Below are 23,813 nucleotides of genomic sequence, written 5' to 3'. Positions count from 1 at the left end.
CGGGCTGCGGCGGAACCATCGAGGACGGTTACTGCGTCATATGCGGCATGCCGCCCGCCTCGCCGAGCCCGTCCCCCGCGTCCGGTTCGCCCGCGTCCGGCGCGCCGGACGCCTGCACCCAGCCGGGCTGCTCCGGCACGATCGTCGACGGCTACTGCGACGAATGCGGCTCCGCCGCGGCCCCGCCGTCCCCACCGGCCGTGCAGGCGCCGGCCGCCCCCGGCACCGCGTCCGCTCCGCCCGACGACAAGTGCCACCAGCCCGACTGCTCGGGCACGATCGTCGACGGCTACTGCGACGAGTGCGGCTCGCCCCCGGACCAGCCGTCCGCCTCCACCGGGACGAACGGGACGACCCGCACTGGCAGCACCCGCACGGGCTCGTCACGGTCGTCGGGCCGGCGCGGCATGCTCGGCGAAGGGCTCGTCGAGGTGCCGCGCGTCCCGTACCGGGACCCGTCGTCGGCGGTGATGAGCGACCCGCAGGTCGCCGAGGGCAAGCGGTACTGCTCCAACTGCGGCGAGCCGGTCGGGCGCGGACGTCCCGGCCGGCCGGGGCGCACCGAGGGGTTCTGCCCGAAGTGCGGGACCGGGTTCTCCTTCACCCCGAAGCTCGCGTCCGGCGACCTCGTCGCCAACCAGTACCGGGTGCTCGGCTGCATCGCGCACGGCGGCCTCGGCTGGATCTACCTGGCGCAGGACGAGCGGGTCAGCAACCGGTGGGTGGTGCTCAAGGGCCTGCTGGACACCGGCGACGCCGACGCCAGGATCGCGGCGGAGGCCGAGCGCGCCTACCTCGCCGCCGTCGACCACCCCAACATCGTCAAGATCTACAACTTCGTCGAGCACGACGGCGACGACTACATCGTCATGCAGTACGTCGGCGGCCGGTCCCTCAAGGACATCCTGCTGGAGCAGCCGCAGCCCACCGGCGAGAAGCACCTGCCGCTCCCCCAGGCCATCGCCTACGCCCTCGAGGTGCTGCGCGCGTTCGACTACCTGCACGCCAACGGCCTGGTCTACTGCGACTTCAAACCGGACAACGTCATCCAGTCCGAGGAGGAGCTGAAGCTCATCGACCTCGGCGGCGTCCGGCGGCTGGACGACCAGGACGGCGCCATCTACGGCACGATCGGCTACCAGGCGCCGGAGATCGCCGACGAAGGGCCGTCGGTCAGCTCCGACCTGTACACGGTCGGGCGGACGCTGGCCGTGCTGAGCTTCCCGTTCAAGGGCTACACCCGCGCGTACGCCGAGAGCCTCCCGCCGCGCGAGGAGGTGCCGCTGCTCCAGCGGTTCGAGTCCTACGACCGGTTCCTGCGCCGCGCGACGCACAGGGAGCCCGCGGAGCGCTTCCAGGACGCGGCGGAGATGGCCGAGCAGCTCACCGGCGTGCTGCGGGAGGTGCTGGCCGCCGAGGAGGGCGCGCCGCGCCCCGCGCCGTCCGGGCTGTTCGGGCCGGAGCGCTTCGGCCCGTCGATGGCCGGCGGGCCGGCGGGCGGCCCGGCGGCCGAGTCCGCGCTGCCGCCCGTCCCGCCGCCGGTCGCGGCGGCCGCGCTGCCGGTGCCGCTCGTGGACGGGTCCGATTCGGCCGCCGCGTTCCTCGCCGGGCTGACCGCGCTGGACGACGAGCAGCTCGGCCCGGTGCTGGAGAACGCGCCGGAGCGCACGCCCGAGGTGATGCTGGCGCTCGCCCGCGTCAAGATCGAGACGGGCCGGGCGGGCGAGGCGCCCGCGCTGCTGGACGAGCTCGCGCGGAGCCGTCCCGGCGACTGGCGGGTGGACTGGTTCCGCGCCGTGGCGCTGCTCGCCGAGGGCAGGGTCGCCGAGGCGGAGCCGCGCTTCGACCGGCTGTACGGGCTGCTGCCGGGCGAGGCGGCGCCGAAGCTCGCCCTGGCCTACTGCCGCGAGCACTCCGCGCCGGACGAGGCCGTCCGGCTGTTCGAGCTGGTGTGGCGGACCGACCACGGCTACCTCACGGCGGCGTTCGGGCAGGCCCGGGTGCATCTGGCCGCGGGCCGCCGGGCGGCGGCGTTGGAGGCGCTGGACGCGGTGCCGGAGATCTCCATCTGGTACGTGCCCGCGCAGGTCGCGGCGGTCGCGACGGCGGTGCGCGGCCGCGAGCCCGCGGACCTGACGGCGGCCGAGCTGGTCGCGGCGGGCGAGCGGCTGGCGGGCCTCGACCTGGACGACGACCGGCGCGACCGGCTCGCCGCCGAGATCCTGGAGGCCGCGCTCGACTGGCTGCCGGCCGGGTCCGGCAACGGCGCGCAGGGCGGCGCGCTGATGGGCGCGCCGCTCGCCGAGACGCCGCTGCGGCGGCGGCTGGAGCGCACGTACCGGGAGCTGGCCCGCCGCTCCCGCGACCGCGGCGAGTCCCGCCTGCTCATCGACTCCGCCAACGCCGTACGCCCGAGGACGCTGCTGTGACCGACGACTCCACCGCCGACCGCACCGCCGACCCGGCCGAGGGCGCGGGCGCGGCCAAGCCCGCCGAGCCGACCTGCCCGGTGTGCGGGGAGATCGTCTACCCGGGCTACGTGTACTGCGAGAACTGCGGGCACAAGCTCGGCGATCCGCCGCCGGCGGGTCCCGGGCGGGGCGACGCGGCGCCCCGGGAGGGCGCGACGATCCGGCAGAGCTCCGCTTCCCTCGCCAAGCGCCGGGCCGCGGCGGCCGGCGCCCGCCCATGCCCGGAGTGCGGGGGCGCGGCGATCGACGCGGACGGCTACTGCGAGCGGTGCGGCCTGCGCCAGCCCGCCGAACGCGACCACGTCGAGATCGGTCTTCCGGCGGGCGGGCCCGCCGGGCCGGGCGCGAACGGGTCCGGCGCGCTCGCGGCCGCGGGCGCCAGCGACCGCGGCAGGCGCTACAGCCGCAACGAGGACGCGCTCGCCCTCGCCGCGCACGCCGCGGGCGTCGTGGCGGTCGTGTCGGACGGGGTCGGCTCGTCGCAGCGTCCGGACGAGGCGTCCCGCACGGCGGCCGACACCGCCGCCGCCGAGCTGGCGGCGCTGCTGGACGCGGGCCGCGACCCCGAGGACGCGACCCGCTCCGCCGCGCTGAAGGCGGCCGGCGCGGTCGCCGCGCTGGCCGCGTCCCCGGCGGAGGCGCCGTCGTGCACGTACGTGTCGGCGGTGACGCGCGGCGGGGCCCTGACCGTCGGCTGGGTCGGCGACAGCCGCGCCTACTGGCTGTCCGCCGACGGGGGCGGGACGGCCGACGGCGGCGAGGAGGAGACCCGGCCGGACGCGACGCGCCCCGACGGCCTCGGTCCCGACGACACCGAGCCCGCCACCGGGGACACCGAGCCCAGCACCGGCGACATGGCGGAGCTGAGCGCGTCCCGGCAGCTCACCGAGGACGACTCGTGGGCGGCGATCATGGTGGCGCAGGGCGCGCTGACCGAGGCGGAGGCGGAGGCGCACCCGAACGCGCACGTCATCACCGCCTGGCTGGGCGCGGACGCGGGCGAGGTCCGGCCGCACGTCGCGACGTTCCGCCCGACCGGCCCCGGCACGTTGCTGGTGTGCAGCGACGGCCTGTGGAACTACTTCCCCGCCGCCGCCGACCTGGCGTCCCTCCTCGGCGGCCCCGGAGGCGGCCCCGCGGAAAGGCCCGCGGAGGAGCCCGCGGCTCCGGCGGGCGCACCGGCGGGCGCACCGGCGGGCAGGGAGCGGCCCGACCCGGCCGCCGACCCGCTCGGCGCCGCCCGGACGCTCGTCCGGCACGCCCTCGACGCCGGCGGGCGCGACAACATCACCGTCGCGGTCATCCCCTTCCCCACTCCCCCAGTCCCCCCGCGCACGCACCCCGAGAGCACGGAGCAGCACCGATGAGCGAGCAGCCGCAATTCACGATCAAGGTCGACCAGAACAAGTACCTGCCCGCGGGCGGCCGCGAGGTGCACGCCATCGTGTCCGTCGAGGCGACCGGCCCGGCGCAGCCGTCGCCGGCCGCGGTGGACGCCGCCGTGGTGGTCATCATCGACACGTCCGGCTCCATGTCGTATCCCGACACCAAGCTGCGCGCCGCCGTCGCCGCCGCGCAGACCGCCGTGGACACGCTGCGCGACGGCGTCGAGTTCGCGATCGTCTCCGGCTCCAACTCCGCGTCGATGGTGTTCCCGCAGCGGCCCGGCCTCGTCAAGGCGGACGACGGCACCCGGCAGCGCGCCAAGCAGGAGCTGAGGAAGCTGAAGGCGTCCGGCGGCACCGCGATCGGGTCGTGGCTGCGGCTCGCCGACCAGATCTTCGACGCCCGGCCGGGCGCGATCCGGCAGGCGATCCTGCTGACCGACGGCAAGAACCAGCACGAGACGCCCGAGCAGCTCAACGCCGCGCTGGCGCGCTGCGCGGGCCGGTTCGTGTGCGACTGCCGCGGCATCGGCACCGACTGGGATGTCGCCGAGCTGCGCCGGATCGCGTCCGCGCTGCTCGGCAGCGTCGAGTTCATCCGCGACACCGAGGACCTCGCGGCCGACTTCCGGGCGATGACGGAGGCGGCGATGGGCAAGGCCGTCGCGGACGTGGCGCTGCGGGTGTGGACGCCGAAGACCGCGACGCTGAAGTTCGTCAAGCAGGTCATGCCGTCGGTGGACGACCTCACCGGCAAGCGGACGGAGTCGGCGACGCAGGCCGGCGACTACCCGCTCGGCGCGTGGGGCGCCGAGAGCCGCGACTACCACGTCTGCGTCGAGGTGCCGCCCGGCGAGGTCGGCAAGGAGGTCCGCGCCGCCTGGGTGAAGCTGGTCGTGCCGGGCGCCCCCGGTGAGGAGGCGCAGGTGCTGGCGACCGGGAACGTGCTCGCGCAGTGGACCGACGACGAGGCGCTCTCCACCAAGATCAACCCGCGGGTCGCGGGCTACACCGGGCAGGCGGAGCTGGCGCAGGCCATCCAGGAGGGGCTGGAGGCCCGCAACAAGGGCGACGTCGACACCGCCACCGCGCGGCTCGGCCGCGCGGTGGTGCTCGCCGACGAGGCCGGCAACGAGGAGATCACCGCGCTGCTGCGCCGCGTCGTGGACGTCGTCGACCCCGCCACCGGGACCGTCCGGCTGAAGCGCGACGTCGACAAGGCCGACGAGATGACGCTCGACACCCGCTCCACCAAGACCGTCCGGACCCGCGGGGCCGAGACCCCGACGACCCGCAAGGACGAGACGGTGCCGACGCGGCGGGGCGAGGGCTGAGCATGGCGATCTGCCCCAACGGACACACCTCGCGGTCCGCGGACTACTGCGACGACTGCGGCGAGCTCATCGGCGCGCCTCCGGCCTCCCCCGCGTCCCCGTCCGGCGGGGGTCCCGGAGCGTCGCCCGCCCCGGCCGGGGAGCGGATCTGCCCGGACTGCGGCGAACCCGGCGCCGACCGGTTCTGCGAGATCTGCGGCTACGACTTCGCGACCGGCGGCGGCCGGCCCACCCCCGCCCGGTCGGCGCCCCCGGAGCCGGCACCTCCAGCACCGGCACCGCCCGACCCGGCACCGCCCGCACCGGCACCGCCCGCAGCGAACGCGGCGGGCTGGACGGCCGTGGTCGCCGCCGACCGCGAGTACTACAACGCGGTCATCGCCGAGGAGGGCCCGGACTCGGCGGCGCTGTCGTTCCCGCCGTACGCGCCGGAGCGCCGGATCCCGCTCGCCGGGCGGCAGATCCGCATCGGGCGGCGCAGCTCGGCGCAGCCGTCCCCGCCGGAGATCGACCTGCGCGAGCCGCCGGAGGACCCGGGCGTCTCGCACGTGCACGCCGTGCTGCTGGCCAAGCCGGACGGCACCTGGACGCTCGTCGACCCCGGTTCCCGGAACCGGACCTGCCTGAACGGCTCCACCGAGCCGATCCCGCTGAACGAGGAGGTCCCCGTGTCCGCGGGCGACCGCATCCACGTCGGCGCCTGGACCACCATCACGCTGACCAGAGACGAGGCGCCATGACGGCCGTCCAGCAGGCGCCGGCGGGTCCGCCGGGCGCACCGTCCGGGCGGGCCGCCGGGGCCCCCGGCGGGGAGGCGCCGCCGCCCGAGCGCCCGTCGGCGCGGCGGCTGCGGCGCGCGGCCCCCGCCGAGCCGTCGGGCATCGCGCGGGCGCTGCCCCGCACCGTCGCGGGCCGGGTCCGGGCGCTGACCGCCGCGGTCGCCGTGGTTCTCGTGGCCCTGCTCGTGGTGGCGTGGGCGGCGATCGCCGACGCCCGCGACGGGGTCAAGGTGATCGGGAAGGACGCGGGCCCGCAGGTCGTCGCGACCGGCGACATGTACTTCCAGCTGTCGGACATGGACGCCCAGCTCGCCAACGCGCTGCTCGCCGGCGCCGCGCCCGGCGGCGGTCGCGACCAGGCCCTCGCCCGCTACGACCAGGACCGGCAGCGGGCCGGCGTCGCGCTGCTGAAGGCCGCCAAGCTCGCCGACGAGACCACCGAGGACGACACCGCCCGCGAGCTGCTCGACGGCATCGGCCGCTACGAGCGGCTCGCCTCGCAGGCGCTGCTGCTCGACCGGCAGTCCGGGCGCACGTCCGGGCAGCCGCCGAAGCAGGTCCTGGACCTGTACCGGCAGGCGACCGACATGATGAAGCTCGACCTGCTGCCCAAGGCGTACAACCTGACGCTCGACAACGGCACGCTCGTCCGGCACACCTACGAGGACAAGCGCTCCGACGTCCGGTCGGGCGCCCTGTGGGTCATCGTGACCGGGATCGTCCTGCTGGCCGTCCTGCTCGGGCTGCAGGGGTACCTGGCGCGCCGCTTCCGGCGGCTGCTGAACCCGGCGCTGGCGGTCGCGACGCTCGGCGCGCTCGTCCTCGTCGCCGCGTGCGCGGCGATGCTGTACGGGCAGGCCGGCGACCTGCGCCGCGCGAAGGAGCAGGGCTTCGACCCGATCCTGTCGCTGTCGCGGGCGCGCGCGATCAGCAACAGCGCGAACGCCGACGAGACGCGCTTCCTGCTCGACCCGGCCCGTGCCGACACCTACGAGCAGGTCTACCTGAACAAGTCGCAGACCGTCCTGTACCTGAAGGCCGGGAATCTCGACGAGTACAACGCCGCCGTGCAGAAGGGGCTGCCGGTCGAGCAGGGACGGGCGCCCTTCCTCGGTTTCCTCGGCGCCGAGGCCAACCGGACCGAGGACCTCGCCAGGCCCGTCGACACCGAGGACGCGCTGAAGCGCGTGCTCGCCGACTACCAGAAGGTCCAGGCGAACGACCACCGGATGCGCGCGCTCGCGGACGGCGGGCAGAAGGCGCAGGCCGCCGCGGCGCGCAGCGCGGCGACCGCCGACTTCACCCGGTACGACCAGGACATGCAGTCCCTCATCGGCATCCACTGGACCGCGTTCCAGGACGCGGTCAAGGACGGCGAGCACGGCACCGGCGGCTGGTACGGGGTGCTGCCCGCCGCGGGCGTCGTCATCGTCGCGCTCGCGCTGGCCGGGGTGCGGCCGCGCCTGGCGGAATACCGGTGGCAGCGATGAGAAGGCGCGGGGTGGGGACCATGGGAATCCGGCGGAACGGGCACGTCCTGCGCGCGGCGGCGGCGCTGCTGGCCGCGGGGACTGCGGCGCTGTCTGCGGCGGCGTGCGGGATCGCCGACGCGGGCGAGTCGTCGATCGTGCACAAGAGCGAGCTCACGATCGGCGTCAACACCGACCAGCCCGGCCTCGGGGCGAGCAGCGGCGGCACCTACTCGGGCTTCGACATCGACGTCGCCAGGGAGGTCGCCCGGCGGCTCGGCGTCGGCGGCTCGCACGTCCGCTTCGAGCCGGTGACGTCCAAGAGCCGCGAGAGCGTGATCGAGAAGGGCAAGGTCGACCTCGTCGTCGCCAGCTACTCCATCACGCCCGAGCGGAAGCTGAAGGTGGCGTTCGCCGGGCCGTACTACGTCGCGCACCAGGACGTCCTCGTCCGCGCGTCCGACGCGTCCTCGGTGAAGAACGTCCACGACCTCGCCGGGAAGCGGCTGTGCCGGGTCACCGGCTCGGTGTCGTACACACGCGTCCACGACGAACTGGGCGTGGCGGCGCTTCCCGCGGACGCCGGCGGCTACACGGCCTGCCTGGACGGCCTCACCTCGGGCCGCCTCGACGCCATCTCGACCGACGACCTGATCCTCGCGGGACTGGCCGCGAAGGCGGTACGCGAGGGCCACAAGGTCCAGGTGGTCAACGCGCCGTTCTCCGACGAGCCGTACGGCATCGGCCTTCGCAAGGACGACGTCGACGGCTGCGAGAAGGTGAACAAGGTCCTCACCAAGATGTACCAGGACGGGACCCTGCCGAAGCTGCTGCACAAATGGTTCGATCCCGCGAACCTGAAAGTCACCACCACCGTGCCCCAATTCGAGGGCTGCGACGAAGCGTGACCGCACGGGCGCGCAATGGCACGAATGGCGGGGCGCGAAGGGCGGATGAGACCGGACGGTCACTGAGATCAGTCGGTTACGTAAGTTCCGGTCGGCGCGCGTGATCGTAAGTTATGGTCGCGATCAAAACCCTTTCCGGTAGGAACCGCCCCGCCCGAGGAGTGCCATGACGACGGTCGTCCTGGTGGTGCTGTGCGTCGTGGTCGGGGCGCTGGAGCTCTACGCGGGCCGCCAGTCCCGCAACCAGGCCACCGCGTTCGCGCGCCGCGTCGATGAGCTGAACGAGCAGGTCACCAAGCAGAACAACGTGCTGGTCACGGTCGGCGAGCAGCTCACCGCCGAGCTGTCGCGGGTCAAGCAGGACGTGCTGCCCGCGCTGGACGGCCGGCTCCGGCACAACCACGAGCAGGTCGCGGAGCTGGCCGGGCGCGTCCACCAGGCCGACGAGCACCTGCGCGTGCAGGCGGGCCGGCTGCACGACCTGGAGCAGCAGCGCATCACGCTCGCCGCGCTGCGCCGCAAGCTCGCCGAGATCGAGACGTCGGTGCGGTCGGTGACCGGCCCCGGCGCCGCCGCCGTCGAGGGCAAGGTGGAGGGCGCGCTGGACCGGCTCGCCGAGCTGGAGCGCGGCGGCGAGGAGATCCTCGAGCTGCAGCGCACCCTGACGCGCACGCTGGAGGACGTCGAGGACGTCGTCACCGAGCTGCTCCAGTTCACCGAGGGCGAGCTCGACGACACCGTCACGGCCGCGCTGACCGGCCGCCCCCGCGAGCATCCCGGCGGGACGTCCGTGACCGCCACGGGACGGCTGTGGGCGCGCGACGAGCAGCTCGAGGACATCCTCACCGAGATGTACGAGCGGTGCGTGCGGGCCAGCCGGCTGAACGTCCGGTTCCGCACCGCCGAGGGCACCGACGGGACGGCGCCGGGCTCGCCCGAGCGGCGCCGCTACTTCCTCGGCGGGCAGGCCGCCGAGGACCTCGCGGGCGCGTTCAGCGCGCTGCTCATCTCGGCGGGCACCGAGGCGCCGAGGAACGGCCTCACCGCGAACGGCGGCGACCGGCGCGGCGGCCTGGCCCGCGTCGAGCCGGGCCTGCCGCCCGGTGTGGAGCCCGCGCGCGCCCCCGAGGACGAGGAAGCACTCAAGGCGCTCCTGCGCACTCTGTCGGAGTGTTCGGGGGCGGTGGCGCAGATCGGGCCGCTGATGGCGGTCCGCACCCGCGACGAGCTGCTGTGCGCCGTGCTGACGGCCGCGCAGTCACTGGAGCTGGAGAGCGACGAGGTGTTCTGGGACCCGTCGTCGGCCACCGAACGGCTGCGGCGGCTGCCGTCGCATCAGCTGTGGGACCTCACCGCCTGGGCCTCCGCACCATAGGCCGGGCCCGCACCGTGGTCGTTGTTCGGAGTGTGCCCGTTGTTCGGGATGTGGCCGTCGTTCGGGGCGTAGGCCCAGACCGTGCGCTCCGCCGGACCGCCGATCCGCACGTAGAGCGGGCAGTGCAGCGCACGCGTCGCCGGTTCTACCTCCGCGCACAACCCGACGCCTGCGGCACGGTCGAGGAACACCACGTTCTCCACCGCGCGCGCGCCGCGCACCGCGTACGGCACCGAGTCGGCGTCGCCGGTGTCGAACAGCTCCTCGAAGGTCAGCCGCCGCGCGAACCGCATCAGCACCTCCGCGTCCACGACCCGGCTGCCGATCGCCTCCGCCGGGCCCGCCACGACGATGCCGAAGCTCGGGTTCTCCCGGCCCCGCACGTAGATCTCCCGGTCGGGCTCCAGGCCGCGCCGGCGGTCCGGGAGCTGCAGCCCGAACCCGGCGGCGCCGTCCAGGAACGCGGGCGGGCCGAACCCGGTCGCGCCGCCCGGCACCCGCAGCACCGTCTCCGGCGTCCGCCAGCCCGGCAGGTACACGCCCAGCCCGCGCAGCATCAGCCGCCAGATCGGGCGGCCCATGACGTCGTGGGCGAAGTCCCCCTGCGCTCCCCCGGCGCCCGCACGGCCCTCGTGCGGCTGCCGTCCGGGCTCCCCAACGCCGTCCATGAGCAACATCATCAGCCGCCCGCCCGCCCCGCACAAGGCCGATCCGGCGTATCCGCGCGACCCGCGCGCCTCACCCCCGCGATCCCTGCCCCACGGCCGCCCGTTGGGCTACCGTTGAACCCACCGGACACGATGGGAACTTTGCAGTGAATCTGCAGGACATGGTGGTCCACCGCGACGACACGACGACGCGGATGGTCGACAGGTACTTGATGTCCTACGAGGGACGGGTCATCGCCGTGCGCCGGCACCCCGCCCTCCTGCTGCTGCCGATCGTGTCCACGGTCGCGGCGCTGATCCTGTGCGCGGCCGTGCAGATCGCCGTCGGGTTCGCGTGGATCTGGCTCCTGTGGCTGGTCAGCCTGGGCTACCTGCTGTGGAACCTCGCCGCGTGGTCCCTGCAGTTCTTCCTCGTCACCGAGCACCGGGTCATGGTGATCCGCGGCGTCCTCAACCGGGACATCGCGATGATGCCGATGGCGAAGGTCGACAACATCGAGCTGAAGCGCTCCTACACGGGCCGGGCGCTCGGCTACGGCGAGTTCATCATCGAGTCCGCGGGGCAGAAGCAGGGGCTCCGGCGGGTCCGCTTCGTGCCGTACCCCGAGCAGCTCTACCTCGAGGTCTCGTCGTTCGTCTTCGGCACGGTCGACGCGGCACCCGACTGATCCGCCGACTGATCCGCCGGCAGGTCAGGAGCCGAAGCCGAGGCCGAAGCGGTCCAGTGCGCGCGGCCACGGGCCGCGGCGGCCGTCGTTGCGGTCGGCGCGGGCCATCGCGCGGCGGGTCAGCTCGATGACGCCGTACCTGAGCGGCTCGGGCGGGAACGGGACGGGCTTGGAGCACACCATCGCCAGCCGCGTCCGCTCGGTCTCCTCGCCGGGCGCGAGGCCGACGCGGAGCAGGTCGAGCACGACGTCCGCGCCGAAGCGCGTGGCTCCCACACCGAGGCCGGTATAGCCCGCCGCATAGGCGAGCCTGCGGTCGTCGCGCTGCTCCCGCAGCTTCGCCGCCGCCTTCTCCCAGTCGGCCCGCGTCGACCTCTCCGGGTCGATGCCGAGCAGGAACATCCCGAAGTTCCCGAGCTCCTGCGAGTCGCCCATCATGCCGACCCGGCCCTTGTACTTCGGGTCGAACAGCTGCGCGATGCTGGTGATCTCCTCCAGCTGGATGCCGTTCGTCATCACCATCAGGTCGAACCCGATGGACTGGCCCGCCGCCAGCGGGGCCTGGATCTTGCCGAACCAGGGCCCCATCTCCTGGATGACCTCCTTGTAGTCCACCTTGATGCCGGTGGCCTTCTCGAAGGCCTTGATGGTCGCGTGGTCGTCCTCCATGTAGCCCGGCCAGTTCGCCCAGTTGAGCCTGCCGGTCTTCGCCTTGCCCGCCCAGTACTTCTGCACGTCGGTCTGACTGACCTTCTCCTTGCCGCCCTGCCCCTTCACGCCGCAGGCCGACAGGGCCAGGCCGGCCCCCGCCGCGCCCATCATCCGCAGCACGTCCCGGCGGGACGCGGTGGACCGTGCCAGGCGCGGGCGGGTCAGTCCGCGCAGGAACGCGGGGTCGATGTTCGTCACTGGCGGGCTCCTATGGCGTACGAGTGGCGCGGGTCCCACGACAGCCAGACGCCGTCCCCGCGAACGGCGATGTCGTCGGCGTTCATGGCGTTCTGCAGGAACACGACCACGTCGGCGCCGGCGGAGGTGGCGATGTTGTAGTTCGTCGCGGTCCCCAGGTAGACGACCTCGGTGACCGGCCCGCGGACGCGGCACAGGCCGTCGGCCGGCTTGTCGGTCCCGATGCCGATCTTCTCCGGCCGGACCGTCAGCTCCAGCCGCTCCCCCACCGCGGCCGAGAGCCCGTCCCGCACCGGCACCTCGATCCGCCCGTCCGGCCCGTGGGAGAGCACCGCGCCGCCCTCCGGCACCTCGGCGACCTCCCCGCCGAGCAGGTTCGACGTCCCGATGAACCCCGCCACGAACCGCGTCGCCGGATGCTCGTAGATCTCCCGCGGCGTGCCGAGCTGCTCGATCAGCCCGTCGTTCATCACCGCGATCCGGTCCGACATCGTCAGCGCCTCGCCCTGGTCGTGCGTCACGTACACGAACGTGATGCCGACCTCCCGCTGGATCCGCTTCAGCTCGACCTGCATCGCCTGCCGGAGCTTCAGGTCCAGCGCGCCGAGCGGCTCGTCCAGCAGCAGCGCGCGCGGGCGGTTCACCAGCGCGCGCCAGCGCGACCCGCTGCTGCTGCCCGCCCGACAGCTCGCCGGGCCGGCGCCGCTCCCGCCCCGTCAGGTCGACGATCTCCAGCATCTCCCCGACCCGCGCCCTGACGTCGGCCTTGCCGACGTCGCGCCGCCGCAGCCCGAACGCCACGTTGTCGAAGACGTTCATGTGCGGGAACAGCGCGTACGACTGGAACACCATGTTCACGTCACGGCGGTTGGCCGGGACGCCGGTGACGCTGCGTCCGTGCAGGTACACCTCACCGGCCGTCGGCTCCTCGAAGCCGGCGATCATGCGCATCGTGGTGGTCTTGCCGCAGCCGGACGGGCCGAGCAGGGAGAAGAACTCCCCCTGCGCGATCGCCAGGTCCACGCCGCGGACCGCCGCGACGGCCTCCCCGTGGGCGTGGTAGGTCTTCTCGACGCCCGTGAGCTCGATGGCGGGAACTGCGCGACCCGGGTCGTCGCGCGCCGGGGCGGGCTGGGTTTCGGTCATGGGCAGGGGTTTCCTTCACGAGCTCGTGGCGCCCGACCACCACGGCGACGCCCCCCGCGCCGGCCGGCGCCCGTCCGGAGGACCGGACGCCGGCCCGCGCACCGCCGCGGTACGTCCCTCAGGCGCCGATGTAGTGCATGACGTGCTTGACGCGGGTGTAGTCCTCGATTCCGTACATCGACATGTCCTTGCCGTAGCCGGAGTGCTTGAAGCCCCCGTGCGGCATCTCCGAGACGAACGGGATGTGGGTGTTCACCCACACCGCCCCGAAGTCCAGTGCCTTGCTCATGCGCATCGCGCGCCCGTGGTTCTGCGTCCACACACTGGCCGCCAGCCCGTACCGGACGCCGTTCGCCCACTCGATCGCCTGCGCCTCGCCGGAGAACCGCTGGACGGTGATGACCGGGCCGAACACCTCGTTCTGCACGATCTCGTCGTCCTGGCGGAGCCCGCCGACGACCGTCGGCTCGAAGAAGTAACCGGTGTCCCCGGCACGGGACCCGCCGGTGAGCACCCGCGCGTGGCCGGGCAGCCGGTCCACGAACCCCTGGACGCGCTCCAGCTGCGCGGCGCTGTTCACCGGGCCGTAGAAGGCGTCGGTGTCGCTCGGCGGGCCGACCACCGTGCCGCGCGCCGCCTCGGCGAGCGCCTCGGTGAACTCGTCGTGCAGCCCGTCGGCGACCAGCACCCGCGTCGCCGCGGTGCAGTCCTGCCCGGCGTTGAAGTAGCCGGCCTCGGCGATGCCCTGCGCCGCGGACTCCACGTCCGCGTCGTCGAACACCACGACCGGCGCCTTGCCGCCGAGCTCCAGGTGCACCTTCTTCAGGTCCTTCGCGGCGGACGCGGCGACCTCCATGCCCGCCCGCACGCTGCCGGTGATCGACACCATCTGCGGCGTCGGGTGCTCCACCAGCGCGCGGCCGGTGTCGCGGTCGCCGCAGATCACGTTGAACACGCCCGGCGGCAGGTGCTCGGCGGCGATCTCCGCCAGCATCAGCGTGCTGACCGGGGTCGTCTCCGACGGCTTGAGCACGACCGTGTTGCCCGTCGCCAGCGCCGGCCCGATCTTCCAGACCGCCATCATCATCGGGTAGTTCCACGGCGTCACCTGCGCGCACACCCCGATCGGCTCGCGCCTGACCGACGAGGTGTGGTCCGCGAGGTACTCGCCGGTGGCCTTGCCCTCAAGGACCCGGGACGCCCCCGCGAAGAAGCGGAGGTTGTCCACCATCGGCGGCAGCTCCTCGTCCATGGTGAGCTGGACGGGCTTGCCGGTGTCGCGGCTCTCCGCCTCGACCAGCTCGCGCCCCCGCGCCTCGACCGCGTCCGCGAACCGCAGCATCGCCAGGCTACGCTCGCCCGGGGTGGCGTCCCGCCAGGCGGGGAACGCCTCCGCGGCGGCGCGGAAGGCGGCGTCGACGTCCTCGGCGCCGGACACGGGCGCCTGCGCGTACGCTTCGCCGGTGCTGGGGTCGACCACCTCCAGCGTCCGCCCGTCCTTGGCGTCGGTGTACTCGCCACCGATAAAGTTGCGCAGCCGTTCGCCGCTCATCTCGATCCTTTCTGGGCGCCGCCGCCCGAACTGTCCCGTTGGCCTGACCCTGACAGAGGTTCCCGCCCAACACAAGTGATTTCGTTGTTACGATCCAGCTTCACGACTAATTCGCTTGGACCAGCCGCCTCGCACCCTCGATGCCGCAGCTAGGAGTACCAACGATGACGGAGGAGCGCCCTCCCGCCCGCCGCGGCTCCGCCCGGCCGCCCGTCCAGCTCGACGAGACCGCCAAGCGGATCATCGAGCAGCTCCAGCAGGACGGCCGCCGCTCCTACGCCGCCATCGGCAAGGCCGTCGGCCTGTCGGAGGCCGCGGTCCGGCAGCGCGTGCAGAAGCTCCTCGACACCGGCGTCATGCAGATCGTCGGCGTGACCGACCCGCTGATGCTCGGCTTCTCCCGGCAGATGATGATCGGCGTGAAGTGCGAGGGCGACCTGGAGACGATCGCCGACGAGCTCGCCGCCCTCGACGAGATCGACTACGTCGTCATCGCCGCCGGCTCGTTCGACATCCTGCTCGAGCTGGTCTGCGAGGACGACGAGCGCCTGCTGGAGCTGCTGGGCCGGATCCGCGCCGTCCGGGGCGTGGTCTCCACGGAGAGCTTCGTCTACCTCAAGCTGCGGAAACAGACCTACTCCTGGGGCACCCGCTGAGGCCGCTCGCCGCCGTCCGCCGTCGCCTGCCATCCGTCGATTCTCGTCCCGAATGAGGATGTCCCGGCAACCCCTCGCGGCGTACTTTGAGATGCCGTAAGGAAGGAGACCGGCCATGTCTGAGTCGGTCCGCCCGGACCTTCCCGCCCCCGGAACCGACGACCGCATCGCCCTGAACACGTCCGCCGAGCAGCTCCTCGCCATCCGCAAGGCCGCCGGCCTCATCGGCTGGAGCGTCGCCGACTACGTCCTGGCCGCCGCCCTCGACCGCGCGGAGCGCGACCTGTACGAGCACGCCGCCGCCCTCCGCGCCGCCGCCCCCGACCCGCCCCCGGACCCCAGGTCGACCGAACCCTACATAGCCCTCCTCCTAGCCCTGACCTGACCCGCCCTACGCCCCCGCCGCCCCCGGCGGGGGCGTCCCCGATCCAGCAGTCCAACCGCCACCAACGAACAGCCCCCGCCAACCGCCTCAAGGGCGCCCGCTGCCTCGTCCCTCACCCACTGGCTCTCCCCGGCGTCGCCGGATCCGGCAAGAGCCCGACGTCCGACCTCGAAACGACCCCGGCAGAGACGGCGCACGACCAGTCGACGGCCGGGGCCTCCCCAGCGGTAGACGCGTCATCGCCGAACACGACGGGCGCGCAACCGGAACACGACGCGCTCGCACCCCCTGGCGGCGGTGAGCGCACCGCCGACGAGGACGGCGGGTCGGCGGGTGGCGTGGAGGTTCGGGGTCAGGCCGGGTCGGCGAAGGCGGCGGATAGGCGGGCGGCGTAGTCGGCGGCTTCGGCGTCGGAGTCGTACTTCTGGCGGGGCCAGAAGAAGCCCCTCAGTCCGTCCTTGCGGTTGCGCGGAACGACGTGGACATGCAGGTGGGGGACGCTCTGGCTGATGCGGTTGTTGATGGCGACGAAGGAGCCGGCCGCACCGAGCACGGACTCCATGGCCGCTGCGAACCGCTGCGCGTACTGGAAATACGGGCCGACGAGGTCGGCGGGCAGGTCCGGCAGCGTCTCGACATGCGTCCGCGGCACCAGCAGCGTGTGCCCCTTGAACAGGGGCCGGACGTCGAGGAACGCCAGCGCGTCCGGGGTGTCGAGGACGATGTGGGCGGGGCGCTCTCCCTTCACGATCTCGCAGAAGATGCAGGGCTTGCCGGACGCCGAGTCAGCCATGCGCGGCATTCTGCCGCCCTCCACCTGCGTGCGCAGCCTCCTCCCTAACGGTTTCCTTAGCTTTCCGCGGCTACCCTTCGTGTCCTATGCGGCTCGACGATGTCGCCTTCCGCTATCACCGGAGGGGTCCCTGGGTACTGCGGGACGTCACGCTCTCCCTCCCGCCGGGCAGCGTCACCGAGGTGACGGGACGGAACGGCGCGGGCAAGTCCACCCTTCTCCGCGTCATCGCCGGTCTCCGCGCCCCCGGAAGGGGCTCGGTGCGGGACAGGCCGAGCCGCATCGGCTACGCGCCCGAGCGTTTCCCCGTGGACCAGCCGTTCACCGTCCGCTCGTACCTCGGGCACATGGCCGCCGTCAGGCGCGTGCCCGACAACGCGATCGGAGTGTGGGCGGAGCGTCTGGGTTTCGGCCACCTCCTCGATGTGCGGTTGCCTGAGCTGTCCAAGGGCAGCGCGCAGAAGGTCGGGCTCGCTCAGGCCCTCATGGACGACCCGGGACTCCTCATCCTCGACGAACCGTTCGCCGGCCTGGACGCGGCGACCCGCGACGCCCTGCCCCGCATGATCTCCGGACTCGCCGCCGATGGCGCCACCGTGGTCATCAGCGACCACCAGCGCTGCATCGAATCCCTTCCGGGCATCGACCGGCTCGAGGTCGCGGGCGGCACGGTCACCCGCCTGGCGCCCGGTCAGGAACCCGACGCGCCGAGGCTCACGGTGCTCGAGGTCGTGGTGCCCGAGGCCGACGCCGGCACCGTGGAGACCAAGCTGCGCGCCGACGGCTACACCGTACGGAGGCCCGAGCGATGATCACCACGGCCGAAGCCCGCCGGCGCGGCGACCGGCGGGACGCCTCGGCGGAGCCCGGGACGATCCGCCACCGAGCCGGGTACCGCGATCGGCACCAGCACCCGCGTCGGCCACGCGACGCTCGTCCGGAACGAGGCCGCGACCAGCCCGCGGGCCCGAACCGAGACGCCCGCGCCAAGCGGGCGGGAGGCGGCCGCGCTCGCCGGGCGCAGGGCGGTCGGGCGAGGTGGGGGTTGTGATCGCGCTGGCGCGGTTCCAGGTCGAGGGGTACGTGCGTTCGCTGCGCGTCATGCATCCGGTGATCGTCGTGGCGCTCGTCATGGTGCTCGTGCTCTTCCAGGGCCCGGGCGGGCCGGAGCGGGTCGAGCTCTCCGTCGGCTCCTTCGGCGACGTGGCGGCGTTCATGTTCCCGATCTGGGCGTGGACGGCGCGGGCGCTGCTGGACACGCAGCCCGACGAGCAGCGGGCGCTGTCGGCGACCGCGGCGCGGCATCGGTGGACGCCCACGTGGGCGGGATTGATCGCCGCATACGGCGTGAACTTGTGCTTGGGCGTCATCGTGCTCGCCATTCCTCTCGTGCAGGCGCTGCAGGTAGGTGCGCCAGGGCGGGCGATACTCGCCGGGTGTGCGCTGAGCGTCCCGGTGGCGCTCGCCGGTACGCTGCTCGGCGCCTGGACGAGCCGCGCGGTCATCCCGGATCCGGGGGTGTCGCTGCTGGCGCTGCTCGGCGGCGCGACGGCCGCCATCCTGCTGGGCCTCGGCCGGCTCTCCTGGCTCTCCGTTCCGATGACCGGATGGCTGCGGGCGGCGCACGACGGCCCGGACCGCTTCCTCGCGGACTTCCCCGGCCTGGTGCTGCACCTGGCGCTCTGGTCGGCCGTCGTGGGCGCCGCGTACGCGTTCGCCGCCCGGCTGCGTCACTGAGTCGCACGGTTCCTCCAGAGGTCATGCCGCTTGGACGGTCAGCCATGCCCGCTCCAGGGGGTCGCTGCGGCGGGAGCAGAAGTAGACGCGGCCCGGATCACCCCAGTACCACCCGAGACGGTGGTCGGAGTCGAGCTGGAGCAGCAGGCGCCAGTCGTCGGCGGCCGCCAGGTCGCCGGGCGACAGGTCCGGGGCATCGAGGGTCTCCAGCGGACGGCCGGTGGAGGCGTACAGGCAGTCGGGGCCGACCGGCCGCTGGACGAGGTCGGGCCAGCCCCCCAGCTGATGAGCGGGGGCCTCGGGCGTGACGTGCCTCGACCAGACGGCGTGCAGCTGCTCGTACTCGGCCAGGAAGCCGCGGTGGACGCGCTCCACCCGCCGTACGACCGGCTCCTGCGGTGAGGGCAGGGACAGGAACGGAGCGGCGTCCAGCTCGGCCGGCGGATAGGAGACGGCACCGGGCGGCGGTTCCGCGGGATGCAGGACGCCGGTGAACACGCGCCATCCGTCCCGCTGCCCGGACGCGTCGCCCCACGGCCGAGGGGTCTCGCTGGCGTAGTAGAAGGCGGCCGTGCCGGCACGGGGAAGACCGGGGATCGTCCCGAGGACGGCCAGGTCGGAGAAGTCGACGGCGCCCAGGAAGTCGAGCGGGCGGCCCCTCCAGACGGGCCACGCCGCCGCGGCGGGCAGCAGCGGCGCACCGCCCAGCCTGACCGGCACACCGCCGGCGGCGGCGCCGAGCCGCACCGCGGGCCGGGCCAGGGACAGCAGGATCGCGATGATCTCGGGAGCGAACAGCAGGCCGAGGAAGGAGGTCAGCCGGCGGCGCTGCGCGTCGAAGTCGTCCATGCCCCGAAGCCTGCTGGCCGGCGGCGGCGCTCACCACCCCGAGGCGAAAATGTGGATAACTCCGCGGGCGCGATCGTTCTCAGCGGCCTTCGATGGCTCCGGCGAGCTGGGTGAGGAAGCGGTCGACCTCCTGCTCGTCGTAGCCCGGGCCCAGCCGGACGACGCGGAACGCGCTCTCCCGGACGTCCCGCGCCGACACCGGCGGGACCGAGCCGCGCAGCCCGGCGATGACGCGGTCGAGGAACGCGTCGACGTCCCGGACGTCATAGCCGGGGTGCATGCCCGAGCCGGCGAACCTGGCGTTCTGGATCCAGTTGATCAACCAGGCCGGGTTCGCCCGGGAGCGGGCGGGACGCTGGGCGATCGGCGCCTTCATCTCCAGTTCCCTGATGCACTCGCGCACCAGGTCGTCCACCGCGCGGCGGTCGTAGCCGCGCAGGACGACGTCGAAACGCGCCGTCCGCACCTCGTCCGCGGACATCGGCGGCCCGCCGTTCAGCGCACCCGAGATCCGTTCGAGGAGGCCGTCCACCTGGGTCCGGTCGTAGCCCCGCAACGCCACCGGCAGCCGCGTGCTCATGAGCGCCACCGTGCTCCTCAGCCCTCGTTCCCGCGCCCGCGGGGCCCGGGGGCGCCGCCGGCGCGCTCAGTCCTTCGTCGCCGCGGCCAGCTGCCCGCAGGCCCCGTCGATCTCCCTGCCCCGAGTGTCGCGCACCGTGACCGGGACCCCGTGGGCCTCCAGGCGGCGGACGAACTCGCGCTCGTCCTCCGGCCGCGAGGCGGTCCACTTGGACCCCGGCGTCGGATTCAACGGGATCAGATTGACGTGTACGAGGTGGCCGCGCAAGAGCCTGCCGAGAAGATCGGCCCGCCAGGCCTGGTCGTTGACGTCCTTGATGAGCGCGTACTCGATCGAGACGCGGCGCCCGCTGCGCTCGGCGTAGGCCCACGCGGCGTCCAGGACCTCGGCGACCTTCCACCGGTTGTTGATCGGCACGAGGTCGTCGCGGAGCTCGTCGTCGGGCGCGTGCAGCGATACCGCGAGCCGTACCGACATGTCCTCCGCGGCCAGCTTCTCTATGGCCGGGACGAGGCCGACCGTGGACACGGTGACGGAGCGCTGGGAGATCCCCAGGCCCGCCGGTGCCGGATCGGTGATGCGGTGGACCGCGCCGATCACGGCCTTGTAGTTCGCGAGCGGCTCCCCCATGCCCATGAAGACGATGTTGGAGACGCGCCCAGGGCCGCCGGGGATACGCCCGCGCGCCATCGCGCGCGCGCCCGCCGCGACCTGCTCCACGATCTCGGCCGTGGAGAGGTTGCGGGTGAGACCGGCCTGGCCCGTGGCGCAGAACGGGCAGTTCATGCCGCAGCCCGCCTGCGACGAGACGCACATCGTGGCCCGGTCCGGGTACCGCATCAGCACCGACTCGAACAGGACCCCGTCGAACGCCTTCCAGACCGTCTTCAGCGTCCTGCCGCCGTCGCAGTCCAGCTCGCGTACCGGGGTGAGCAGCGAGGGCAGCAGCTCGGACACCAGGCGCTCGCGCACGGCGGCCGGCAGGTCGGTCATCTTCGCCGGGTCGTCCACGAGCCGGGCGAAGTAGTGCCGCGACAGCTGGTCGGCCCGGAACGGCTTCTCCCCCAGCTCCGCGACCGCCTCGCGGCGCTCGGCCCGCGTGAGGTCGGCCAGGTGCCGGGGCGGCTTGCCGCGCCGCGGCGCGGCGAAGACGAGCTTCGCCGGGGTCTTCTTGGGCGCGGCGCCCGCGGTGGCGGGCTCGGTGGTGGCAGACATGGTCCCTCCAGTGTCGCAAACACCTGCCGATGCCTCGTCCGCCCGAACGGACGCCTCTTCCGGATGCGAAACGGCCTTTGAGCGGGCGTCACGACATCGCTGCACATGACCTCGTCTGCGACTAAGGTCTCGATCATGTCGGTTTTGCGCAGGGGTGCCGCTTCGCCCAGGAGCCCCGCCGCCACGATCGTCCACGCCGAGGCCAGCCCGTACGGCAGCCGGAGGCTCGTCGTCGAGTCCGACGGCGAGGTGACCTCGGCCTACCTGCGGGACGCGCGGGATTCGGTGATCGGAGCCGTCTGGGTCGCCAACCACAGTAAGGCCCCGGCGTCGCTGGACCGGGCGCGGCTGGAGGCGGGCGGCGCGCCGCTGCTGCCGGAGTCCCATGTCGCCCACCCGCGGGGACGCGAGGCCGTCGACGTCTCCGCCCTCGAGGCGGTGTGGTTCGAGGAGGGCGACGGTGTCGCCGTGCTGGAGGCGGGCGACCCGCTGTTCGTGATCCCGGGCTGGTCGGACATGGGCCGCGGCATCCCCGGCTACGCGCGCGACGCGACCCGGCAGAGCCCGTTCGCCTTCCCGATGGAGGAGGAGATCGCGGAGTTCGGCCCCCGCATAGAGCGCGCGCGCGAGCATTGGAAGATGTGCCGTGCCGACGGCTCGTGGGCGGAGTTCCAGCAGTCGGTCTTGGGTCACCTGCTGCAGCGGCTGGGCCCCGGTGGCCACTACTGGCACGACGTGGGACGCCAGCTCGCCGGAGGCAAGGCCGGCACCTCACCCACTGTGGGCGTGACTGAGCGTCCCGCTAGCGGGAAGCGCGATTTCACCGTGCTCAGCTCGGTCGGGATGAGCCGCCAGCGGATGCCCACCGTCGAGCTGTACGAGGACGACGTCGCCCCGTACGCCCGCATAGAGCTCGCTGTGGCGAGCACGCTTCCCAGCCAGCGCGCGGGAAGCATCTTCCCGTGGCTCGCCCAGTACCCGTGGCGGTCGGTGACCTGGTTCGCCCCGGGCGACGTGGTCAAGTGGTACCACGAGGCCCGCACGTTCCCTCTGGGAAGCGGCGACAGCGCGTGGGAGGGCGTGCTCCTTCTGGACGATCCCACCCGGCTGGCCGGACCGGAGGCGCCCGCCCTCACCGGGCTGACCGTGCAGGGCGATCCCGTCCGGTGGCTGTGGCTCGTCCCCATCACCGGTGAGGAGCACCGGTACGCCAAGAGCGAGGGCTCGGACGCGCTCATCCGGCGTCTGGGGCAGCAGGGCCGCTCCTGGGTCGTCTCCTAGCCGGCGAGACGGCCCCGGCCCCCTTCGCTTCCCAGGGCCGCTCAGGGGTGGGGTCTAGCTGGGGACGAACAGCTCCAGCAGCAGCCACACCACGGGGGCGGTCGCGACCAGCGAGTCGAGGCGGTCCATGACCCCGCCGTGGCCCGGCAGGAGCGTTCCCATGTCCTTGATGCCGAGATCCCGCTTGATCATCGACTCGATGAGGTCGCCGCCGGTCGCGGTCACCACGGCGGCCAGGCCGACCAGCGCGCCCTGCCAGGGGTGCCCGCCGTCCAGCAGCCACCACACCAGCCAGCCGCCGACGATCATGCAGGTGATCGCGGAGCCGGTGACGCCCTCCCACGTCTTCTTCGGGCTGATCGTGGGGGCGAGCTTGTGCCTGCCGAGGAACGTGCCGGCGAAGTAGCCGCCGATGTCGCTGGCCACCGTGGTCGCGATGAAGATGACGGTGCGGTCGTCACCGTCGCCCGGGCGCATGAGCAGCGCGACGATCCCGCCCATCAGCACCAGGTACCCGGTGACGAACGCGCCCGCGCTGACGTCCCGGACGTAGCCGTCCGCGCCCTCGCTCATCCGGATCAGCATCATGCTGAGCACGGTGAGCGACACCGCCGCGACCACCGCGGTGGGCCCCCACACATAGGACACGACGGGGGTGGCCACCATGCCGGTGGCCAGCGGGATGAACGGAACCCCGATGCCGCGCGACTTGAAGGCGTCCGTCAGCTCACGCATGCCGAGGAAGAGGAAGACCACCATCACGGCCAGGAAGATCGGCTTGACCGTGTAGAGCGACAGCAATACAAGCGCCCCGAGGGCGACGCCCACTCCGATGGCCATCGGCAGGTTCCTGCCGGTCCTGCTCTGGCGTCCGCCGTCGGGCGGACCCTGGGGCGGTTCCCCTTCGGGTTCAGCGCGCGCGCCCGTCACGGGTGTCGCGCCGGAGGGCGCCGCGTCTTCGGCGGCGGTGCCTGCGGGGGTGTCCGGCGCCTCGCCGGAGGGCGAGTCCAGAGCTTCTCCCGGGGGTGGGCCGGGCATGTCGACCTCCGGCTCATCCGGGGAGCCCGAGGGCTCCCCGGCGTCGTCGAATCCCATCACACTTCGAGCAGTTCGGCCTTCTTGTGCTCGAGCAGCTCGTCGATCTGCGCCACGTACCTGTGCGTGGTGTCGTCGAGCTCCTTCTCCGCACGCCGCACGTCGTCCTCGCCGACCTCGCCGTCCTTGGCGAGCTTGTCGAGGGTGTCCTTGGCGCGCCGCCGGATGTTGCGGATGGAGATCTTGCTGTCCTCGGCCTTGGTGCCGGCGACCTTGATGAAGTCCTTGCGGCGCTCCTCCGACAGCTCGGGGAAGACCACCCGGATGACGTTGCCGTCGTTGGTGGGGTTCACGCCCAGGTCGCTGTCGCGGATCGCCTTCTCCACGGCCTGCATGGACGACTTGTCGAACACCTGCACGATGACCATCCGCGGCTCCGGCAGCGTGAACGACGCCAGCTGGTTGACCGGCGTCGGCGTGCCGTAGTACTCAGCGGTGATCTTGTTGAACATGGCGGGGGTGACCCGGCCGGTGCGGATGGCCTGGAAGTCCTCCTTGGCGACCGCGACCGCCTTCTCCATCTTCTCCTCGGCTTCGAGGAGGGTCTCGTCGATCACT

General features: G+C 73.1%; 22 protein-coding genes and 1 pseudogene. 13 read left to right on the top strand and 10 right to left on the bottom strand.

Going from position 1 to position 23,813, the window contains the following annotated elements:
* The first annotated feature begins 47 nt into the window (after positions 1 to 47).
* From F8568_RS03605 to F8568_RS03575, 7 genes are all read left to right on the top strand, one after another.
* Positions 48 to 2,429, top strand: coding sequence for a serine/threonine-protein kinase (locus tag F8568_RS03605; protein ID WP_151591468.1), 2,382 nt, complete (start codon positions 48 to 50; stop codon positions 2,427 to 2,429).
* Positions 2,426 to 3,838, top strand: coding sequence for a protein phosphatase 2C domain-containing protein (locus tag F8568_RS47740; RefSeq protein WP_151591273.1), 1,413 nt, complete (start codon positions 2,426 to 2,428; stop codon positions 3,836 to 3,838). Before F8568_RS03605 ends, F8568_RS47740 begins: the two co-directional genes overlap by 4 nt.
* Positions 3,835 to 5,190 (top strand): vWA domain-containing protein, encoded by a 1,356-nt coding sequence (locus F8568_RS03595; protein WP_151591271.1) that lies wholly within the window; start codon positions 3,835 to 3,837, stop codon positions 5,188 to 5,190. The genes F8568_RS47740 and F8568_RS03595 overlap by 4 nt, the downstream gene beginning before the upstream one ends.
* 2 nt (positions 5,191 to 5,192) lie before the next feature.
* Positions 5,193 to 5,930, top strand: coding sequence for an FHA domain-containing protein (locus F8568_RS03590; protein WP_151591270.1), 738 nt, complete (start codon positions 5,193 to 5,195; stop codon positions 5,928 to 5,930).
* A complete protein-coding gene (locus tag F8568_RS03585; RefSeq protein WP_236008307.1) occupies positions 5,927 to 7,459 on the top strand; it encodes a hypothetical protein in 1,533 nt (510 codons plus the stop codon). The genes F8568_RS03590 and F8568_RS03585 overlap by 4 nt, the downstream gene beginning before the upstream one ends.
* A gap of 20 nt (positions 7,460 to 7,479) precedes the next feature.
* Positions 7,480 to 8,346: a glutamate ABC transporter substrate-binding protein gene (locus F8568_RS03580; protein ID WP_151591268.1), complete on the top strand. Its 867-nt coding sequence runs from the start codon at positions 7,480 to 7,482 to the stop codon at positions 8,344 to 8,346.
* A gap of 166 nt (positions 8,347 to 8,512) precedes the next feature.
* On the top strand, positions 8,513 to 9,721 hold the full coding sequence (locus F8568_RS03575) for a hypothetical protein (RefSeq protein WP_151591266.1): 1,209 nt from the start codon (positions 8,513 to 8,515) through the stop codon (positions 9,719 to 9,721).
* On the opposite strand, the gene F8568_RS03570 is transcribed toward F8568_RS03575, so the two are convergent.
* On the bottom strand, positions 9,682 to 10,389 hold the full coding sequence (locus tag F8568_RS03570) for a hypothetical protein (RefSeq protein WP_202124430.1): 708 nt from the start codon (positions 10,387 to 10,389) through the stop codon (positions 9,682 to 9,684). The two genes, F8568_RS03575 and F8568_RS03570, sit on opposite strands and share 40 nt — an antisense overlap.
* A gap of 146 nt (positions 10,390 to 10,535) precedes the next feature.
* On the opposite strand from F8568_RS03570, the gene F8568_RS03565 reads away from it, so the two are divergent.
* Entirely contained in the window at positions 10,536 to 11,057 is a 522-nt protein-coding gene (locus tag F8568_RS03565; RefSeq protein ID WP_328600709.1) for a PH domain-containing protein, read from the top strand.
* 24 nt (positions 11,058 to 11,081) lie between these two features.
* On the opposite strand, the gene F8568_RS47735 is transcribed toward F8568_RS03565, so the two are convergent.
* The 3 genes and pseudogenes from F8568_RS47735 to F8568_RS03550 form a co-directional block, all read right to left on the bottom strand.
* Positions 11,082 to 11,966: a hypothetical protein gene (locus F8568_RS47735; RefSeq protein ID WP_328600708.1), complete on the bottom strand. Its 885-nt coding sequence runs from the start codon at positions 11,964 to 11,966 to the stop codon at positions 11,082 to 11,084.
* Positions 11,963 to 13,112 (bottom strand): annotated as a pseudogene (locus F8568_RS03555) (ABC transporter ATP-binding protein). The gene F8568_RS47735 and the pseudogene F8568_RS03555 overlap by 4 nt, the downstream one beginning before the upstream one ends.
* A 118-nt stretch (positions 13,113 to 13,230) precedes the next feature.
* Entirely contained in the window at positions 13,231 to 14,664 is a 1,434-nt protein-coding gene (locus F8568_RS03550) for a gamma-aminobutyraldehyde dehydrogenase (protein ID WP_151591264.1), read from the bottom strand.
* A gap of 164 nt (positions 14,665 to 14,828) precedes the next feature.
* Here F8568_RS03550 and F8568_RS03545 point away from each other — a divergent pair, with 164 nt between their 5' ends.
* Both F8568_RS03545 and F8568_RS03540 read left to right on the top strand, forming a co-directional pair.
* Entirely contained in the window at positions 14,829 to 15,320 is a 492-nt protein-coding gene (locus F8568_RS03545) for an Lrp/AsnC family transcriptional regulator (RefSeq protein WP_151591262.1), read from the top strand.
* A gap of 115 nt (positions 15,321 to 15,435) precedes the next feature.
* Positions 15,436 to 15,705, top strand: coding sequence for a type II toxin -antitoxin system TacA 1-like antitoxin (locus F8568_RS03540; RefSeq protein ID WP_151591260.1), 270 nt, complete (start codon positions 15,436 to 15,438; stop codon positions 15,703 to 15,705).
* A gap of 352 nt (positions 15,706 to 16,057) precedes the next feature.
* Here the strand turns inward: F8568_RS03540 and F8568_RS03535 are convergent, their stop codons facing one another.
* Positions 16,058 to 16,498: an HIT family protein gene (locus F8568_RS03535; RefSeq protein WP_328600707.1), complete on the bottom strand. Its 441-nt coding sequence runs from the start codon at positions 16,496 to 16,498 to the stop codon at positions 16,058 to 16,060.
* A gap of 86 nt (positions 16,499 to 16,584) precedes the next feature.
* Between F8568_RS03535 and F8568_RS03530 the strand changes: the two genes are divergently transcribed.
* Both F8568_RS03530 and F8568_RS03525 read left to right on the top strand, forming a co-directional pair.
* Positions 16,585 to 17,310, top strand: coding sequence for an ABC transporter ATP-binding protein (locus F8568_RS03530; protein ID WP_151591256.1), 726 nt, complete (start codon positions 16,585 to 16,587; stop codon positions 17,308 to 17,310).
* A gap of 235 nt (positions 17,311 to 17,545) precedes the next feature.
* Positions 17,546 to 18,235: a hypothetical protein gene (locus F8568_RS03525; RefSeq protein WP_151591254.1), complete on the top strand. Its 690-nt coding sequence runs from the start codon at positions 17,546 to 17,548 to the stop codon at positions 18,233 to 18,235.
* A gap of 21 nt (positions 18,236 to 18,256) precedes the next feature.
* On the opposite strand, the gene F8568_RS03520 is transcribed toward F8568_RS03525, so the two are convergent.
* The 3 genes from F8568_RS03520 to rlmN form a co-directional block, all read right to left on the bottom strand.
* The gene (locus tag F8568_RS03520; protein WP_151591252.1) at positions 18,257 to 19,084 is read right to left on the bottom strand and encodes a DUF1963 domain-containing protein; all 828 of its coding nucleotides are present in this window, start codon (positions 19,082 to 19,084) and stop codon (positions 18,257 to 18,259) included.
* Positions 19,085 to 19,163: 79 nt separating this feature from the next.
* The gene (locus tag F8568_RS03515; protein ID WP_151591250.1) at positions 19,164 to 19,664 is read right to left on the bottom strand and encodes a DivIVA domain-containing protein; all 501 of its coding nucleotides are present in this window, start codon (positions 19,662 to 19,664) and stop codon (positions 19,164 to 19,166) included.
* Positions 19,665 to 19,730: 66 nt separating this feature from the next.
* A complete protein-coding gene (gene rlmN, locus F8568_RS03510) occupies positions 19,731 to 20,879 on the bottom strand; it encodes a 23S rRNA (adenine(2503)-C(2))-methyltransferase RlmN (RefSeq protein WP_151591249.1) in 1,149 nt (382 codons plus the stop codon).
* A gap of 135 nt (positions 20,880 to 21,014) precedes the next feature.
* On the opposite strand from rlmN, the gene F8568_RS03505 reads away from it, so the two are divergent.
* Positions 21,015 to 22,160, top strand: coding sequence for a suppressor of fused domain protein (locus F8568_RS03505; protein WP_151591247.1), 1,146 nt, complete (start codon positions 21,015 to 21,017; stop codon positions 22,158 to 22,160).
* Between the two features lie 54 nt (positions 22,161 to 22,214).
* Here F8568_RS03505 and F8568_RS03500 read toward each other — a convergent pair whose 3' ends face one another.
* Together F8568_RS03500 and frr are read right to left on the bottom strand one after the other, a co-directional pair.
* Complete coding sequence (locus F8568_RS03500) at positions 22,215 to 23,000, bottom strand: phosphatidate cytidylyltransferase (protein ID WP_202124429.1); 786 nt, start codon at positions 22,998 to 23,000, stop codon at positions 22,215 to 22,217.
* 254 nt (positions 23,001 to 23,254) lie between these two features.
* Positions 23,255 to 23,812 carry a ribosome recycling factor gene (frr, locus tag F8568_RS03495; RefSeq protein WP_151591243.1) on the bottom strand — a complete coding sequence of 186 codons (558 nt, stop codon included), beginning with the start codon at positions 23,810 to 23,812 and terminating at the stop codon, positions 23,255 to 23,257.
* Position 23,813: the final 1 nt, after the last annotated feature.

The organism is Actinomadura physcomitrii, assembly GCF_008923205.2.
In the GTDB taxonomy this organism is placed as follows: Bacteria; Actinomycetota; Actinomycetes; order Streptosporangiales; family Streptosporangiaceae; genus Spirillospora; species Spirillospora physcomitrii.
Note: the sequence above shows the minus strand (reverse complement) of the source record. Positions and strands in the feature narration are given on the sequence as shown.